Origin of the sequence: Stenotrophomonas sp. SMYL89 (assembly GCF_036319985.1) — a bacterium.
Classification (GTDB): Bacteria; Pseudomonadota; Gammaproteobacteria; order Xanthomonadales; family Xanthomonadaceae; genus Stenotrophomonas; species Stenotrophomonas maltophilia_Q.
The window spans coordinates 56,404-72,031 of the sequence record NZ_JAWIRW010000009.1; the positions used below are offsets into that span (position 1 = coordinate 56,404).

Annotated in this window: 14 protein-coding genes and 2 tRNA genes; all 16 read right to left on the minus strand. The window is 64.1% G+C overall.

Translation table 11 applies throughout. The annotated features are described in order from the left end of the window. Positions 1–318 precede the first annotated feature (318 nt). A tRNA-Met gene (locus V3B41_RS12965) sits at positions 319–395 on the minus strand. An 84-nt stretch (positions 396–479) separates the two neighbouring features. Beyond that, positions 480–556: transfer RNA gene (locus tag V3B41_RS12970), tRNA-Met, on the minus strand. Positions 557–683: 127 nt separating this feature from the next. Then, a complete protein-coding gene (gene nuoN / locus V3B41_RS12975; protein ID WP_005410451.1) occupies positions 684–2,144 on the minus strand; it encodes an NADH-quinone oxidoreductase subunit NuoN in 1,461 nt (486 codons plus the stop codon). A gap of 15 nt (positions 2,145–2,159) precedes the next feature. Beyond that, positions 2,160–3,668, minus strand: a complete 1,509-nt coding sequence (locus V3B41_RS12980; RefSeq protein ID WP_005410452.1) for an NADH-quinone oxidoreductase subunit M — start codon at positions 3,666–3,668, stop codon at positions 2,160–2,162. Positions 3,669–3,691: 23 nt separating this feature from the next. Beyond that, positions 3,692–5,851: an NADH-quinone oxidoreductase subunit L gene (gene nuoL, locus V3B41_RS12985; RefSeq protein WP_049429538.1), complete on the minus strand. Its 2,160-nt coding sequence runs from the start codon at positions 5,849–5,851 to the stop codon at positions 3,692–3,694. A 7-nt stretch (positions 5,852–5,858) separates the two neighbouring features. Then, complete coding sequence (gene nuoK / locus V3B41_RS12990; protein ID WP_005417921.1) at positions 5,859–6,164, minus strand: NADH-quinone oxidoreductase subunit NuoK; 306 nt, start codon at positions 6,162–6,164, stop codon at positions 5,859–5,861. Beyond that, positions 6,161–6,817, minus strand: coding sequence for an NADH-quinone oxidoreductase subunit J (locus tag V3B41_RS12995; protein WP_049429537.1), 657 nt, complete (start codon positions 6,815–6,817; stop codon positions 6,161–6,163). Before V3B41_RS12995 ends, nuoK begins: the two co-directional genes overlap by 4 nt. 9 nt (positions 6,818–6,826) lie before the next feature. Then, the gene (gene nuoI, locus V3B41_RS13000; protein WP_005410456.1) at positions 6,827–7,315 is read right to left on the minus strand and encodes an NADH-quinone oxidoreductase subunit NuoI; all 489 of its coding nucleotides are present in this window, start codon (positions 7,313–7,315) and stop codon (positions 6,827–6,829) included. 3 nt (positions 7,316–7,318) lie between these two features. Then, the gene (gene nuoH, locus V3B41_RS13005; RefSeq protein ID WP_049429536.1) at positions 7,319–8,413 is read right to left on the minus strand and encodes an NADH-quinone oxidoreductase subunit NuoH; all 1,095 of its coding nucleotides are present in this window, start codon (positions 8,411–8,413) and stop codon (positions 7,319–7,321) included. After that, positions 8,410–10,644, minus strand: a complete 2,235-nt coding sequence (gene nuoG, locus V3B41_RS13010) for an NADH-quinone oxidoreductase subunit NuoG (RefSeq protein WP_049429535.1) — start codon at positions 10,642–10,644, stop codon at positions 8,410–8,412. The genes nuoH and nuoG overlap by 4 nt, the downstream gene beginning before the upstream one ends. Next, positions 10,641–11,981, minus strand: a complete 1,341-nt coding sequence (nuoF, locus tag V3B41_RS13015) for an NADH-quinone oxidoreductase subunit NuoF (protein ID WP_005410459.1) — start codon at positions 11,979–11,981, stop codon at positions 10,641–10,643. Before nuoF ends, nuoG begins: the two co-directional genes overlap by 4 nt. Before the next feature lie 4 nt (positions 11,982–11,985). Further along, complete coding sequence (nuoE, locus tag V3B41_RS13020) at positions 11,986–12,513, minus strand: NADH-quinone oxidoreductase subunit NuoE (protein ID WP_006381132.1); 528 nt, start codon at positions 12,511–12,513, stop codon at positions 11,986–11,988. A 97-nt stretch (positions 12,514–12,610) separates the two neighbouring features. Further along, on the minus strand, positions 12,611–13,918 hold the full coding sequence (locus tag V3B41_RS13025) for an NADH-quinone oxidoreductase subunit D (RefSeq protein ID WP_049429534.1): 1,308 nt from the start codon (positions 13,916–13,918) through the stop codon (positions 12,611–12,613). Further along, complete coding sequence (locus V3B41_RS13030) at positions 13,915–14,664, minus strand: NADH-quinone oxidoreductase subunit C (RefSeq protein ID WP_049429533.1); 750 nt, start codon at positions 14,662–14,664, stop codon at positions 13,915–13,917. Before V3B41_RS13030 ends, V3B41_RS13025 begins: the two co-directional genes overlap by 4 nt. A 33-nt stretch (positions 14,665–14,697) precedes the next feature. After that, on the minus strand, positions 14,698–15,252 hold the full coding sequence (locus V3B41_RS13035) for an NADH-quinone oxidoreductase subunit B (RefSeq protein WP_005410463.1): 555 nt from the start codon (positions 15,250–15,252) through the stop codon (positions 14,698–14,700). Continuing rightward, a complete protein-coding gene (locus V3B41_RS13040) occupies positions 15,243–15,599 on the minus strand; it encodes an NADH-quinone oxidoreductase subunit A (RefSeq protein WP_008265012.1) in 357 nt (118 codons plus the stop codon). Before V3B41_RS13040 ends, V3B41_RS13035 begins: the two co-directional genes overlap by 10 nt. Between the last annotated feature and the right edge of the window lie 29 nt (positions 15,600–15,628).

Genomic DNA, 15,628 nt, shown 5'->3' on the forward strand with positions numbered 1-15,628 from the left:
AACATGACGCCCCGGAAACGACAAAGGGCCCGCTGGGCCCCTTTTCCGGAAAGACTCCGGTGACTGGATTCCGGTTGCAACCTGCAGTGCCTGCCGGTTGCGGCCCTCCTTCCGGGTCCGGACTCCCGCCGGGAGGCCGCCTTCAGGGGTACTGCTAGGCCGCTGATGATAGCGGCTGCACCGCGCTGGTGCAAGGTGCGGGCCAGGGGTCAGATCCCTTTTCCTCTGGAAAAGGGATCTGACCCCTGGCCAGCGAAAACGACGCAGACCCAAAGAAAAACGCCCTCGAAGCAGGACTTCGAAGGCGATCTCTTTACTTGGTAGCGGGGGCAGGATTTGAACCTGCGACCTTCGGGTTATGAGCCCGACGAGCTGCCAGACTGCTCCACCCCGCATCAGAAGCGGAATTATGAGGCATAACTTCAAAACCTGCAAGCTTTTCCTCATTCATCGAACTGGTTGGCGCCGATTCGATGTGTTGGTAGCGGGGGCAGGATTTGAACCTGCGACCTTCGGGTTATGAGCCCGACGAGCTGCCAGACTGCTCCACCCCGCACCGGAAGTGTTTGAACTGCTGCCCTGCTCTTTCGAGGAGGGCTACCGCAACGATGTTCTGGCTGAACCGCTGCAGTGACAACTCAGGCTGCGCATATTACACGAATCGCGCAGCTTTGTGTCAACTTTTATGCAAGATGCGCAAATGCCTGCTGGCACCAGACCATGATCGGGTTCCAGGCCAGGCCCAGCGCCAGCAGCGCCAGCGCGTTCACGCCCAGCACCAGGCCCAGCACGCGGTCGTTGCTGCGCGGCATGGCCTCGCCCACCGGCTCATCGAAGTACATGACCTTGATGACGCGCAGGTAGTAGAAGCAGCCGACCACGGCGCACAGCACGCCGAGGATGGCCAGCCACAGCAGGCCGCCGTTGACGGCCGCGCCCAGCACCGCCAGCTTGGTCCAGAAGCCCAGGAACGGCGGGATGCCGGCCAGCGACGCCATGATGCACAGCACCAGGCCGGCCATCCATGGGTTGCGGGCATTGAGGCCCTTGAAGTCCTCGATGTTCTCGGCTTCAAAGCCGGCACGCGACAGCGCGATGATCGCGCCGAAGGCGGCGGTGGACATGATGGCGTAGGCCAGTGCGTAGAACAGCGCTGCTGCATAGCCCTGCGCGCCACCACCGGCGATGCCCATCAGCAGGAAGCCGATGTGCGAGACGGTGGAGAACGCCAGCATGCGCTTGAGGTTGCTCTGCGCGATGGCCATCAGGTTGCCGATGACCAGCGAGACCGCGGCCAGGCCGGCGATCAGCAGCTGCAGTTCGGTCGACAGCGGGCCCACGCCCATTTCCAGCAGGCGGTAGGCCATGCCGAAGGCGGCCAGCTTCGGTGCCGAGCTGATGAACAGCGCGATCGGCGCCGGGGCACCCTGGTACACGTCGGGCAGCCACATGTGGAACGGCGCGGCACCCAGCTTGAAGGCAACGCCGGCGATCATGAACACCGCACCGGTGATCAGCAGCACGCGCTCTTCCGAGTGCGGGATGGCGTCACGGATCACGTCCAGGTGCAGGCTGCCGGTGGCGCCGTAGATCAGCGACATGCCGTACAGCAGCAGGCCCGAGGCCAGCGAGCCGAGCACGATGTACTTCATCGCCGCTTCCGAGGCCAGGCCGTTTTCACGGTTGCTGGCGACCAGGGCGTAGGAGCACAGCGCCAGCAGTTCCAGGCCCAGGTAGACCATCAGCAGGCTGCCGGCCGAGACCAGGATCATCATGCCGGCAGTGCCGAACAGGATCAGCACCGGGATCTCGCCCTGGAACAGATTGCGGTCGCGCAGATAGCGCCAGCCGTAGACCAGGGTCAGGCCGCTGAGCAGCACGATCCCGGTCTTCATCACGTCCGCGGCGGTATCGCGCACGAACATGCCATGGAAGACCTCCCCCTGCCCGCCCACGCCGGTGGCCAGCATGAACAGCACCACGGCCAGCGCAGCGAGCGAGAACAGGTGGGTGACGATCTTGTTCCGGTTGCTGACGAACAGGTCGAGGATCATCAGGGCGAAGGCGCTGCCGATCAGCACCAGCTCGGGAGCGAGCGGTGGCAGGTCAGCGGCGGTCAATGGCAGCAGCGGCGAGGTGGTCATCATCAAATCCTGGAATTACAGCAGCTTGCTGGATGCGATCTGCATCGCCAGCTTCGCGATCGAGGGCTCCATCAGGTCGGTCAGCGGCTTGGGGTAGATGCCCAGGGCCAGCACGCCGATGGCGAACACGCCCAGCACCAGCCATTCGCGGCCGTTGATGTCCTTCAGTTCGGCCACGTGGCTGTTGGCCACTTCGCCGAAGAAGATGCGCTTGTACAGCCACAGGGTGTAGGCGGCGCCGATGATCAGGGTGGTGGCCGCGCCCAGTGCGATCCACGGATTACGCTGGAAGGCCGACAGGATGACCATGAACTCGCCGACGAAACCGCTGGTGCCCGGCAGGCCCGCGTTGGCCATGAAGAACAGCATGGCGAAGGTGGCGAACCACGGCATCACGTTGACCACGCCGCCGTAATCGGCGATGCGGCGGCTGTGCATGCGGTCGTACAGCACGCCGACGCAGGAGAACATCGCGCCGGACACGAAGCCATGCGAGATCATCTGCACCATGGCGCCCTGCAGGCCCAGGCGGGCGGCGTCGGCGTTGCCGGCTTCACGCACCAGCCACAGGGCGATGAAGGTGCCCAGGGTGACGAAGCCCATGTGCGCGATCGACGAATAGGCGATCAGCTTCTTCATGTCGTCCTGCACCAGGGCGACCAGGCCGACGTAGATCACCGCGATCAGCGACAGCGCGATCACCAGCCACGCCCATTCCTGCGAGGCGTCCGGAACGATCGGCAGGTTGAAACGCAGGAAACCGTAGCCACCGATCTTCAGCGCGATGGCGGCCAGGATCACCGAACCGGCGGTCGGCGCTTCCACGTGGGCGTCCGGCAGCCAGGTGTGGACCGGGAACATCGGCACCTTGACCGCGAAGGCGATCAGGAAGGCGAAGAAGATCCAGGTCTGTTCCTTGGCCGACAGCGGCAGTGCGTACAGGTCGGCCAGCTGGAAGCTGCCGCCCTTCATGTACAGGTAGATCAGCGCCACCAGCATCAGCACCGAGCCGAGGAAGGTGTACAGGAAGAACTTCAGCGCAGCGTAGATGCGGCGCGGGCCGCCCCAGACACCGATGATCAGGAACATCGGGATCAGCATGGCTTCGAAGAACACGTAGAACAGCATCGCGTCCGTCGCGGCGAAGATGCCGACGGTGACGCCTTCCAGGATCAGGAAGGCCGCCACGTACTGATTCACGCGCTTGTCGATGGCGCTCCAGGCGCCGATCAGGGCAAGCACGCTGACCAGGGTGGTCAGCAGGATCAGCGCCACGGCAATGCCGTCCACGCCCAGGTTGTAGCCGATCTTGTACGCCGGGATCCAGGCATGGGTCTCGACGAACTGCAGACCGTCGATGCCCGCGTTGTAGCCGCTCAGCAGCGAGAGGCTTGCAACGAAGGTGAGCACCGCGACGCCCAGCGACGCCCAGCGGGCAGTCTGTGCATCACGGATCGCAAGGATCAGGGCGCCACCGATGATCGGCAGCCAGATGAGGACACTGAGTAGAGGCCAGTTCGACACGTCTTCTTATTCCGTACAGGTCATCAACGCAGGTAATGCATCAGCACGCCCAGCAGGGCAATCAGGCCGATGATCATCGCGAAGGCGTAGTGATAGAGGAAACCGGATTGGGTACGACGCAGCACGCCGGCTGCAACGTCCACAACACGTGCCGAGAGATTGACCACGCCGTCGACGATGTTGCTGTCGATCCAGCGCGAGACCTTGCCCAGCTTGACGCTGCCGCCGGCAAAGCCATCGATCCACAGCTTGTCGAAGCCGTACTTGTTTTCCAGCACCGAAACGATCGGGGCGAAGGTCTTGCGTGCCTTGCCCGACAGGTCCGGCTTCCACAGGTAGAACAGCGCAGCCAGCAGGAAGCCCGCCAGGGTCAGCCAGAACGGCGGCAGCATCATGCCGTGCAGCGCGAACGCGACCGGGCCATGGAACTCTTCACCCAGGAACGCCACGGTGTTCTTGGCCGGATCGTAGAAATCGACGATGCCGGTGAAGAACGTCTGTGCCTGGCCCTTGATCGCCTCGTGGGCATGGTGGCCAGCCCAGTCGGTGCCGTGCAGCATCGGACCGATGCTGAAGAAACCGATGGCGATCGACGGGATGGCCAGCAGGACCAGCGGCAGGGTCACCACCCACGGAGTTTCATGCGGCTCATGCGGACCGTGGCCATGGCCGTGGTCGTCATGGGCATCGCCATGGTGGGCGTCGGCGGCGTGGTGATCGTCATGGCCATGGCCATGATCGTCATGCGCGTCGCGGAAGCGTTCCTTGCCATGGAAGGTCATGAACAGCAGGCGGAAGCTGTAGAAGCTGGTCACCAGCACGCCACCCAGCACCGCCCAGTAGCCATAGGTGGCCACCCAGCTGTTCTGCATGTGGGCATGGATCTCGGCCGCCTCGATGATGGTGTCCTTCGAGTAGAAGCCGGAGAAGAACGGCGTGCCGACCAGTGCCAGCGTACCGATCCACATGGTGATGAAGGTGATCGGCATGTACTTGCGCAACCCGCCCATCTTGCGCATGTCCTGCTCATGGTGCATCGCGATGATGACCGAGCCGGCGCCCAGGAACAGCAGGGCCTTGAAGAAGGCGTGGGTCATCAGGTGGAACACGGCGGCCGAGTAGGCCGACACGCCCAGGGCGACGGTCATGTAGCCCAGCTGCGACAGCGTGGAGTACGCGACGACGCGCTTGATGTCGTTCTGCACGATGCCGATCAGGCCGGTGAAGAACGCGGTGGTGGCACCGATGAACAGCACGAAGTTCAGCGCGGTCTGCGACAGCTCGAACAGCGGCGACATGCGGGTGACCATGAAGATACCGGCGGTCACCATCGTCGCGGCGTGGATCAGTGCCGAGATCGGGGTCGGGCCTTCCATCGAGTCCGGCAGCCACACATGCAGCGGGACCTGGGCCGACTTGCCCATGGCGCCGATGAACAGGCAGATGCAGATGACGGTGGCGATCGACCAGATCACCGGCTCGTTCAGCAGCTGCATGCCCAGGATCGTGCCGTCCCAGATCTGCAGCTGGGCGCGCGGGTCAGCCAGCATGCCGGCCTGCGAGAACACCTGCGAGTAGTCCAGGGTGCCGAACACCCACAGCACGCCGGCGATGCCCAGCAGGAAGCCGAAGTCGCCAACGCGGTTGACCAGGAACGCCTTCATGTTGGCGAAGATCGCGGTCGGGCGCTTGAACCAGAAGCCGATCAGCAGGTACGACACCAGACCCACCGCTTCCCAGCCGAAGAACAGCTGCAGGAAGTTGTTGCTCATCACCAGGGTGAGCATCGAGAAGGTGAACAGCGAGATGTAGCTGAAGAACCGCTGGTAGCCCGGATCGTCCTGCATGTAGCCGATCGTGTAGATGTGGACCAGCAGCGACACGAAGGTCACCACCACCATCATCATCGCGGTCAGCTTGTCGACCATGAAGCCGACGTGGGCCGAGTACTGGCCAACCTCGAAGAACGTGTAGATGTTCTGGTTGAACGGCTGCGCGCCGCCCCACATCAGCTGGTAGAACGTGTACATCGACAGGCCGCAGGCTACCGCGACGCCGAGGATGGTGATGGTCTGCGCGCCGAAGCGCTTGACCTGGCGACCGAACAGGCCGGCGATGATGCTGCCGAACAGCGGTGCAAGCACCACTGCGATCAACAGACTCTTGGAGAGAGTGATTTCCATCTGTGGATCAGCCCTTCAGCGAATCGACTTCGCCGACATTGATCGTGCGGCGGGTACGGAACAGGGTCACCAGGATCGCCAGGCCGATGGCGGCTTCCGCGGCGGCGACGGTCAGGATGAAGAACACGAACAGCTGGCCGGACGGATCGCCCAGCTGACGCGAGAAGCCGACGAAATTGATGTTCACCGACAGCAGCATCAGTTCGATCGACATCAGCAGGACGATGACGTTCTTCCGGTTGAGGAAGATGCCGGCCAGGCTGATGGCGAACAGCACCGCGCCAAGCGCAAGGATGTGGCCAAGGGTAATCACGGCTGGGTCTCCTCGCCGGTGGCCGGCTTGCTGTTGCTGTGCACGACCGGTGCTTCGGCACCCATCTTGACCATGCGCAGGCGCTGGCCGGCCTTGACCATGGTCTGCTCGCCCGGGTTCTGGCTCTTCACGCCGGTACGGCGGCGCAGGGTCAGCATCACGGCGGCAACCACGGCCACGGTCAGGATGACGGCGGCGAACTCGAACGGCAGCAGGTACTCGGTGAACAGCGTGCGTGCCAGCCAGGTGATGTTGGAGCTGTCGGCAGCGACCGCAGCGGCGTTGTCGGCCGGGAACGGGTTGACCGCCCTGCCCTTCACGCCGATCAGGATCAGCATCTGCACCAGCATCGCCACCGCCACGATCAGACCGACCGGCAGGTAGCGCACCCAGCCTTCACGCATCTTGGTGGGATCGATGTCCAGCATCATCACCACGAACAGGAACAGCACCATCACCGCGCCGACGTAGACCAGCACCAGCGCCACGCCGAGGAACTCGGCGCCCACCAGCAGCCACACGCAGGCAATGGAGAAGAAGGTCAGCACCAGGCACAGCACTGCATGCACCGGGTTGCGCACGCTGATCACCGCACCGGCCGAAACCGTTGCCGCGATGGCGAACACCCAGAAAGCGATATTTACCCAATCCATCTCTCGACCTCAGCGGTAAGCGGCATCGGCGGCACGACGCTCGGCGATCTCGTTTTCGAGACGATCGCCAAGGGCCAGCAGCTGCGGCTTGGTAACGATGTTTTCGCCACGGTTCTCGAAGTGGTACTCGAGGATGTGGGTTTCGACGATCGAGTCCACCGGGCAGCTTTCTTCGCAGAAGCCGCAGAAGATGCACTTGAACAGGTCGATGTCGTAGCGGGTGGTGCGGCGGGTGCCGTCCTCGCGCTTGGCCGAGTCGATGGTGATGGCCAGGGCCGGGCACACCGCTTCGCACAGCTTGCAGGCAATGCAGCGCTCTTCGCCGTTGGGATAACGGCGAAGTGCGTGCAGGCCACGGAAGCGCGGCGACTGCGGGAACTTCTCCATCGGGTACATCATCGTGTACTTCGGCTTGAAGCTGTACTTCAGCGTCAGCCAAAGGCCGGCCAGCAGTTCGAGCAGCAGCAGGCTCTTGAAGTAATGGGTAATCCTGTTCATCACTTAGACGCCCTTTTGAATCACGCCGAAGAACACCATGACGGCGGTAACCGCGATCCACAGAATGGCCAGCGGGATGAAGACCTTCCAGCCCAGGCGCATGATCTGGTCATAGCGGAAGCGCGGGAAGCTGGCACGGAACCAGATGTAGGCACTGGCGAAGAAGAACACCTTGACGAACAGCCACGGTGCACCGCCCTTCCAGATCCAGTCGACCAGCGGCGAGACATCGCCGAAGTTGACCCAGCCCTGGACCGGGCTCAGCCAGCCGCCGAGGAAGAAGATCGAGATCAGGAAGCTGATCAGGATCATGTTCGCGTATTCGGCCAGGAAGAACAGGGCGAAGGCACCGCCGGAGTACTCAACCATGTGGCCGGCGACGATTTCCGACTCGCCTTCCACCACGTCGAACGGCGCGCGGTTGGTTTCAGCCACGCCCGACACCCAGTAGATGACGAACAGCGGGAACAGCGGCAGCAGGAACCAGTCGAAGAAACCGGAATTGCCGGCCTGCGCCATCACGATGTTGCTCAGGTTCAGGCTGCCAGCGGCGATCATCACGCCGACCAGGGCGAAGCCCATGGCGATTTCGTAGCTGATCATCTGCGCCGAGGCGCGCATCGCACCCAGGAAAGCGTACTTCGAGTTGGACGCCCAACCGGCCAGGATGATGCCGTAGATGCCCAGCGAGGTCATCGCCAGCAGGTACAGCAGGCCGGCGTTGGCGTTGGACAGCACGATCTGCGAATCGAAGGGCACCACCGACCAGGCCGCGAAAGCCGGGGCCAGGGTGATCAGCGGCGCCAGCAGGTAGATCGCCTTGTTGGCGCTGCTCGGCTGGACCACTTCCTTGAACAGCAGCTTGAAGACGTCGGCGAAGGCCTGGAAGATGCCCATGCCCACGTACATCGGGCCGTGGCGGACGTGCATCCAGCCGATCAGCTTGCGTTCCCAGACCACGTAGAAGGCCACCGAGACGATCACCGGTACGGTGATCACCAGGATCTTCAGGATGATCCAGATCAGCGCGCCGATGTCACCGAGGCCAAGCAGCCACTGGTGCAGCGGGTCTACCGCGTTCAACAGCAATTCGTTCATGCAGCCACCACCGATACGCGAGCGGCACCCAGCGGCGCGGTCGCGCCGTGGCCCGATTCAATCCAGACCGAACCCGCAGCGACGCGGGCGTCGACCACCACCGGCAGGGTAGCCTTGCCGGCATCGGTGCCGACCTTGGCCATCTGCCCTTCCTGCAGCTGCAGGCGCGCGGCATCGTCAGCGTTCAGCACGATGCGCGGGGCGTTGTTGAGCGGATGCGACTGCAGCGCCGGGGCGCGGCGGACCACCGCATCGGTGCGGTAGATCGCGGCGGTCGAAGCCACTTCCAGGCCTTCACCGGCAACCACCGGCTGCGCCGAAGCGGCAACGGTGACCGACACCGGGGCCAGGCTGGCGCGCAGGCCGGCCAGGTCGGTGAAGTCGAAACCGGCCAGCGCCATGTCGCCGCCCAGGGCGCGCAGCACGCGCCAGCCTTCACGGGCCTCGCCCGGCAGCTTGCCGCCGGCACGCGCCGACTGCTCGCGACCATCGAGGTTGGTCAGGGTGGCATCGATTTCCGGCAGCGCACCGATCGGCAGGATCACGTCGGCAACGTCGCGGGTGGACACGCAGGCGAACTGGCTGAAGGCCACCACCTGGGCGCCGGCCAGCGCCTTGCGCGCGGACGGGGCATCGGCGAAGTCCAGGCCCGGCTCCAGGCCGTAGACCACGTAGGCCTGGCGCGGCTGCGCCAGCATCGCGGCGACGTCCTTGCCGGCCGGCAGCACGCCGGCGCGGGTCAGACCCACGGCATTGGCGCCCTGCGGGATGCGGCACAGCTTGGCACCGGTGGCGGCAGCGAACTCACGCGCAGCGGCGCGGATCGCGGCAGCCTGCGGGTGGTTCTCGGCGATGCCACCGACGATCAGCACGGTGTTGTTGCCGCCCTGCACGGCCGAACGCAGCTCGGCGTTGGCCAGCGCGTCGACGAACTTCGACGGGGCAACGATCTGCTTGCCGGCGATGCTGAAGGCAAAGTCGAAGTCCACCGGGTTGACGACGTGGATCTTCGCGCCCTTGGTGGTCTGCGCCTTGCGCAGGCGGGCGTGCAGCAGCGGCAGTTCGTGGCGGATGTTGCTGCCCAGAACGACGATACGGTCGGCGCCTTCGATCTCGGCCAGCGGCAGGCCGAACACTTCGGCGGTTGCGGCGTCGGAGAAATCGCGGTTGTTGATGCGGTGGTCGATGTTGCTCGAGCCCAGCCCATTGGCCAGGCGGGCCAGCAGCGCGCCTTCCTCGTTCGAGGTGGACGGATGCACCAGCACGCCCAGGTTGTCGCCCTGGTTCGCCTTGAGGATCTCGGCGGCCGCGGCCAGGCCTTCGGCCCAGCTCACTTCCTTCCACTCGCCATTGACCTTGCGCAGCGGCTTGACCGCACGGTCTTCGCTGTACAGGCCCTGGTGCGAGTAGCGGTCACGGTCGGACAGCCAGCACTCGTTCACCGCTTCGTTGTCGCGCGGCACGGTGCGCAGCACTTCGCCGCGACGCACGTGCAGGAACAGGTTCGAACCCATCGCGTCGTGGTAACCCAGCGACTCGCGCGCGGTCAGTTCCCACGGGCGGGCGCGGAACTGGAACACCTTGTTGGTCAGCGCGCCGACCGGGCAGACGTCGACGACGTTGCCGGACAGTTCGGTGGTCAGCGGCTTGCCGTCGAAGGTACCGATCTGCAGGTTCTCACCGCGGTACATGCCACCCAGTTCGTAGGTACCGGCAACGTCGGCGGTGAAGCGGACGCAGCGGGTGCACTGGATGCAGCGGGTCATCTCGGTGGCGACCAGCGGGCCCATGTCTTCGTCGGGCACCACGCGCTTGCGCTCGTTGAAGCGGCTGACCGAACGGCCATAGCCCAGCGACACGTCCTGCAGCTCGCACTCGCCGCCCTGATCGCAGATCGGGCAGTCCAGCGGGTGGTTGATGAGCAGGAACTCCATCACCGAGCGCTGGAACTTCAGTGCCTTCTCGCTGCGGGTGGCGACTTTCATGCCATCCATGACCGGAGTGGCGCAGGCCGGCGCCGGCTTCGGCGACTTCTCCACGTCCACCAGGCACATGCGGCAGTTGGCGGCGATCGGCAGCTTCTCGTGGTAGCAGAAGCGCGGAATGGAGATGCCGGCCTTGTCGGCGGCCTGGATGATCATCGAGCCCTTGGGCACGACCAGCGACTTGCCATCGATCTCGATGGTGACGTGATCGGGTGGGACGCTCGGATTTACGGGTTGCGCGCTCATGCAGCGGCTGCCTCCACCTTCTTGCCGTCAACCATCGAATGACCGTTGACGATGTAGTACTCGAACTCGTCCCAGAACTGGCGCAGGAAGCCCTGGATGGGCCATGCAGCCGCTTCGCCGAACGCACAGATGGTGTGGCCTTCGATCTGGCCGGCCACTGCCTTCAGCTGGTGCAGGTCTTCCATCGTGGCCTTGCCGGCGACGATGCGCTCCAGCACGCGGTGCATCCAGCCGGTACCTTCACGGCACGGGGTGCACTGGCCACAGGATTCCTTGTGGAAGAACTGGCTGATGCGGCAGGCGAACTTGACGCAGCAGACGCTGTCGTCGAGCACCACGATCGCACCCGAACCCAGGCCGGAGCCCAGTGCACGGATGGTGTCGTAGTCCATCGGCAGGTCCTTCAGCTCGGCCGCGGTCAGCACCGGCATCGACACACCGCCCGGGATCGCGCCCTTCAGGGTACGGCCCGGACGCAGGCCACCGGCCATTTCCAGCAGATCGTGGAATTTGGTGCCGAGCGGCACTTCGAAGTTGCCGCCGTTCTGCACGCAGCCGGACACCGAGAAGCACTTCGGGCCGCCGTTGGCGGTCAGGCTCAGGCCCTTGAACCACTCCGGACCGTTGCGGATGATCGCCGGCACCGAACCGTAGGTTTCGGTGTTGTTGATCGTCGACGGCTTGCCGTACAGGCCGAAGTTGGCCGGGAACGGCGGCTTGTAGCGCGGCTGGCCCTTCTTGCCTTCCAGCGATTCCATCAGCGCGGTTTCTTCGCCGCAGATGTATGCGCCGGCGCCCAGCGCACCGTAGATGTCGATGTCCACGCCCGAGCCCATCACGTTCTTGCCCAGCCAGCCGTTCGCATAAGCGTCGGCCAGGGCCTGCTCGAAGTGCTCGAACGGCTCGTGGTGGAACTCACCGCGCAGGTAGTTGTAGCCCACGGTCGAACCGGTGGCGTAGCAGGCGATCGCCATGCCTTCCACCACCGAATGCGGGTTGTAGCGCAGGATGTCACGGTCCTTGCAGGTGCCCGGCTCGGATTCGTCCGAGTTGCAGAGGATGTACTTCTGCATGTTGCCCTTGGGCATGAAGGACCACTTCAGGCCGGTCGGGAAGCCAGCGCCACCGCGGCCACGCAGGCCCGAGGCCTTGACCATCTCGATGACCTGCTCCGGCGGGATCTTCTCTTCGAGGATCTTGCGCAGGGCGGCGTAGCCACCGGTCTTGAGGTAGCTTTCGTACGACCACGGGGTGTCGTAATGCAGGGTGGTGTAGACCACCTGGTGCGGCAGCGGCGCGGGGCCCACCGGACCCTTGGATTCGTGGTGATGTGCCATGCCCTTACTCCAGCCCGTCCAGCAGCTCGTCGACCTTTTCCAGGGTCAGACGCTCATGGTAGTGACCGTTGATGACCATCATCGGCGCGCCACCACAGCCGGCCAGGCACTCTTCCTCGCGCTTGAGGTAGACGCGGCCGTCCGGGGTCGATTCACCGTGCTTGATGCCCAGTTTCTTCTCGCAATGACGCACGATGTCTTCGGCGCCATTGAGCCAGCAGCTGATGTTGGTGCAGATGGCCACGTTGTTGCGGCCCACCTTCTCGGTCTCGAACATCGAGTAGAAGCTGGCCACTTCGTAGGCCCACACCGGCGGCAGGTCCAGGTACTTGGCCACGCCGGCGATCAGCTCGTCGGTCAGCCAGCCCTCGTTCTGCTCCTGGGCCGCATGCAGGCCCTGCAGCACGGCAGAGCGCTTGCGGTCCGGCGGGAACTTGGACAGCCAGTGATCGATGTGAGCGCGGGTCTTGTCGCTCAGCACCACCATCGGGTCGACGTCGCGCGCCGCCTCGAAATTACCTGTCGCCTTCATCGGCCGACCTCAGCGAAATGCATAACGTGAAATTGCAGAAACTGCGGCGCCGGCTTGCGCCGGCTGCCTGCAGCGGGCGTTGGCGTGGCGGACGGCATTACCGGTCAACCTCGCCGAACACCAGATCGTAGGTACCGATCATGGCCACCACGTCGGCCAGCATGTGGCCGCGCACGATCGAATCGATCGAGGACAGGTGGGCAAAGCCCGGTGCACGCAGGTGCACGCGGAACGGCTTGTTGGCGCCATCGGAGACCAGGTAGCAGCCGAACTCACCCTTCGGGGCTTCCACCGCCGAGTAGGTCTCGCCGGCCGGCACGCAGTAGCCTTCGCTGAACAGCTTGAAGTGGTGGATCAGCGCTTCCATGTCGTCCTTCATGTCCTCGCGCTTGGGCGGAGCGACCTTGAAGTTCTTCACCATCACCGGGCCAGGGTTGGCCTTCAGCCAGGCCACGCACTGCTTGATGATGCGGTTGGATTCGCGCATTTCGGCAACGCGGACCAGGTAACGGTCGTAGCAGTCGCCTTCCTTGCCCAGCGGGATGTCGAAATCGACGGCATCGTACTTTGCGTACGGACGCTTCTTGCGCAGGTCCCAGGCAACGCCCGAGCCGCGCAGCATCACGCCGGTCATGCCCCACTGGTGGGCCAGTTCCGGGCTGACCACGCCGATGCCGACCGTACGCTGCTTCCAGATACGGTTGTCGGTCAGCAGGGTTTCGTATTCATCAATGCGCTTGGGGAACTCGACGGTGAAGTTCTCCAGGAAGTCCAGCAACGAGCCTTCGCGCGAAGCATTGAGCTGCTTCAGCGCCTTGCCCTTGTGCCAGCGCGATTCCTTGTACTTCGGCATGTGGTCCGGCAGGTCGCGGTAGACACCGCCCGGACGGTAGTACGCCGCGTGCATGCGCGCGCCGGAGACCGCTTCATAGCAGTCCATCAGTTCTTCACGCTCGCGGAAGGCGTACAGCATCACCGCCATCGCACCCAGGTCGAGTGCGTTGGAGCCCAGCCACATCAGGTGGTTGAGGATGCGGGTGATTTCGTCGTACATGGTGCGGATGTACTGCGCACGCTCCGGCGCTTCGATACCCATCAGGGTCTCGATCGCGCGCACGTAGGCGTGCTCGTTGCACATCATCGACACGTAATCCAGGCGATCCATGTAGCCGATCGACTGGTTGAACGGCTTGGATTCGGCCAGCTTTTCGGTACCACGGTGCAGCAGACCCACGTGCGGGTCGGCGCGCATGATGGTTTCGCCGTCCATTTCCAGGATCAGGCGCAGCACACCGTGCGCGGCCGGATGCTGCGGGCCGAAGTTCATGGTGTAGTTGCGGATTTCCTGCCGTGCTTCGGCCGGATTGCTCGCGAACGCTTCGCGGGCCTGGTGGAACTCGCTCACTTCACTGCCTCCTGCGCGCGCTCACCTTCTGCGGTCTGCAGACGGGCGTCGTCACGGATCACGCGCGGCACGCCGACGCGCGGCTCCACCGAGGTGACCGGTTCGTAGATCACGCGCTTCTTTTCTTCGTCGTAGCGGACTTCGACATTGCCGATCAGCGGGAAGTCCTTGCGGAACGGATGACCGACGAAACCGTAGTCGGTCAGGATCCGGCGCAGGTCCGGGTGGCCTTCGAAGATCACGCCATACAGGTCGAACGCTTCGCGCTCGAACCAGTTCAGGCCCGGCCAGATGCCGGTCAGCGAGGACACCACCGGCAATGCTTCGTCAGGGGCGAAGCAGCGCAGGTGCATCATCAGGTTGTGCTGGTACGAACGCAGCTGGGCGACCACGGCAAAACGCTGGGTCGGCATGTGCTGCGGGCGGGCGCCCTCGGCACCGCTTTCCTCGGTGGGGAATTCACCCCACGCGAAACGGCCCTGGGCCTTGCCTTCGACACCGCGGCTGAAGCCCTGCGAGGACACGTCAGCGGTGTCCCATTCGTCGGAGCCATAGCCCAGGTAATCGACGCCGCAGAGATCCACGGCCTGTTCGAAACCAAACTCGTCACGCAGCGCCAGGGCGGTGGCGTGCCACTCGGCGGCAGGCACTTCCAGCGTCACTTCGCCGCGGGGTTCGACCACGATGACCTTCGCACCTGCGAAACGTGCGGAGAGTCGGTCGATGAAGGATGCTTGCTCTGCCATGGGGGCTTGGCGCGCTCTTGTCAGGTGAAGGGGTCAGCGGGCGATGGTCTGTGTACGCCAGATCTTCTTCTGCAGCTGCAGGATCCCGTACACCAGCGCCTCGGCGGTCGGCGGGCAGCCCGGGACGTAGACGTCCACCGGCACCACGCGATCACAGCCGCGCACGACAGAATAGGAGTAGTGGTAATAGCCACCGCCGTTGGCGCAGCTACCCATGGAGATGACCCACTTCGGGTCCGGCATCTGGTCGTAGACCTTGCGCAGCGCCGGGGCCATCTTGTTGACCAGGGTACCGGCCACGATCATCACGTCGGACTGACGCGGCGACGGGCGGAACACCACGCCGTAGCGGTCGAGGTCCAGGCGCGCGGCGCCTGCGTGCATCATCTCGACCGCGCAGCAGGCCAGGCCGAAGGTCATCGGCCACATCGAGCCGGTGCGCGCCCAGTTCAGCAGTGCATCGACGCTGGTGGTGACGAAGCCCTTCTCCAGCAGCGGGTTGTCGCCTTCCGGCCGCAGGATGTCATCAACCCGACCTTCCGGCGTGGGGTTGTTCATGAGGCCATCGAGAGTCTGAATCACTCCCATTCCAGCGCTCCCTTCTTCCAGACGTAAATGAAACCGAGGAACAGCATGCCGACGAACAGGCCCATGGTGATGAGCGAACGGGCGCCCAGCTCCATGAAGACCTGGGTCCACGGCACGATGAAGATGATTTCCAGGTCGAAGACGATGAACTGGATCGCGATCAGGTAGTAGCGCACGTCGAACTTCATGCGCGCGTCTTCGAAGGCCTCGAAGCCGCACTCATACGGCGACAGCTTTTCCAGATCGGGGCGGCGGGGACCGAGGAATCGACCAACCAGCATCAGCGTAATGCCGATACCGGTGGCAACGATCAGAAACAGCAGAGACGGCAAATATTCGGCCAGCACAGCGATTCTCTCTTGCCTCTGCCGCTGCG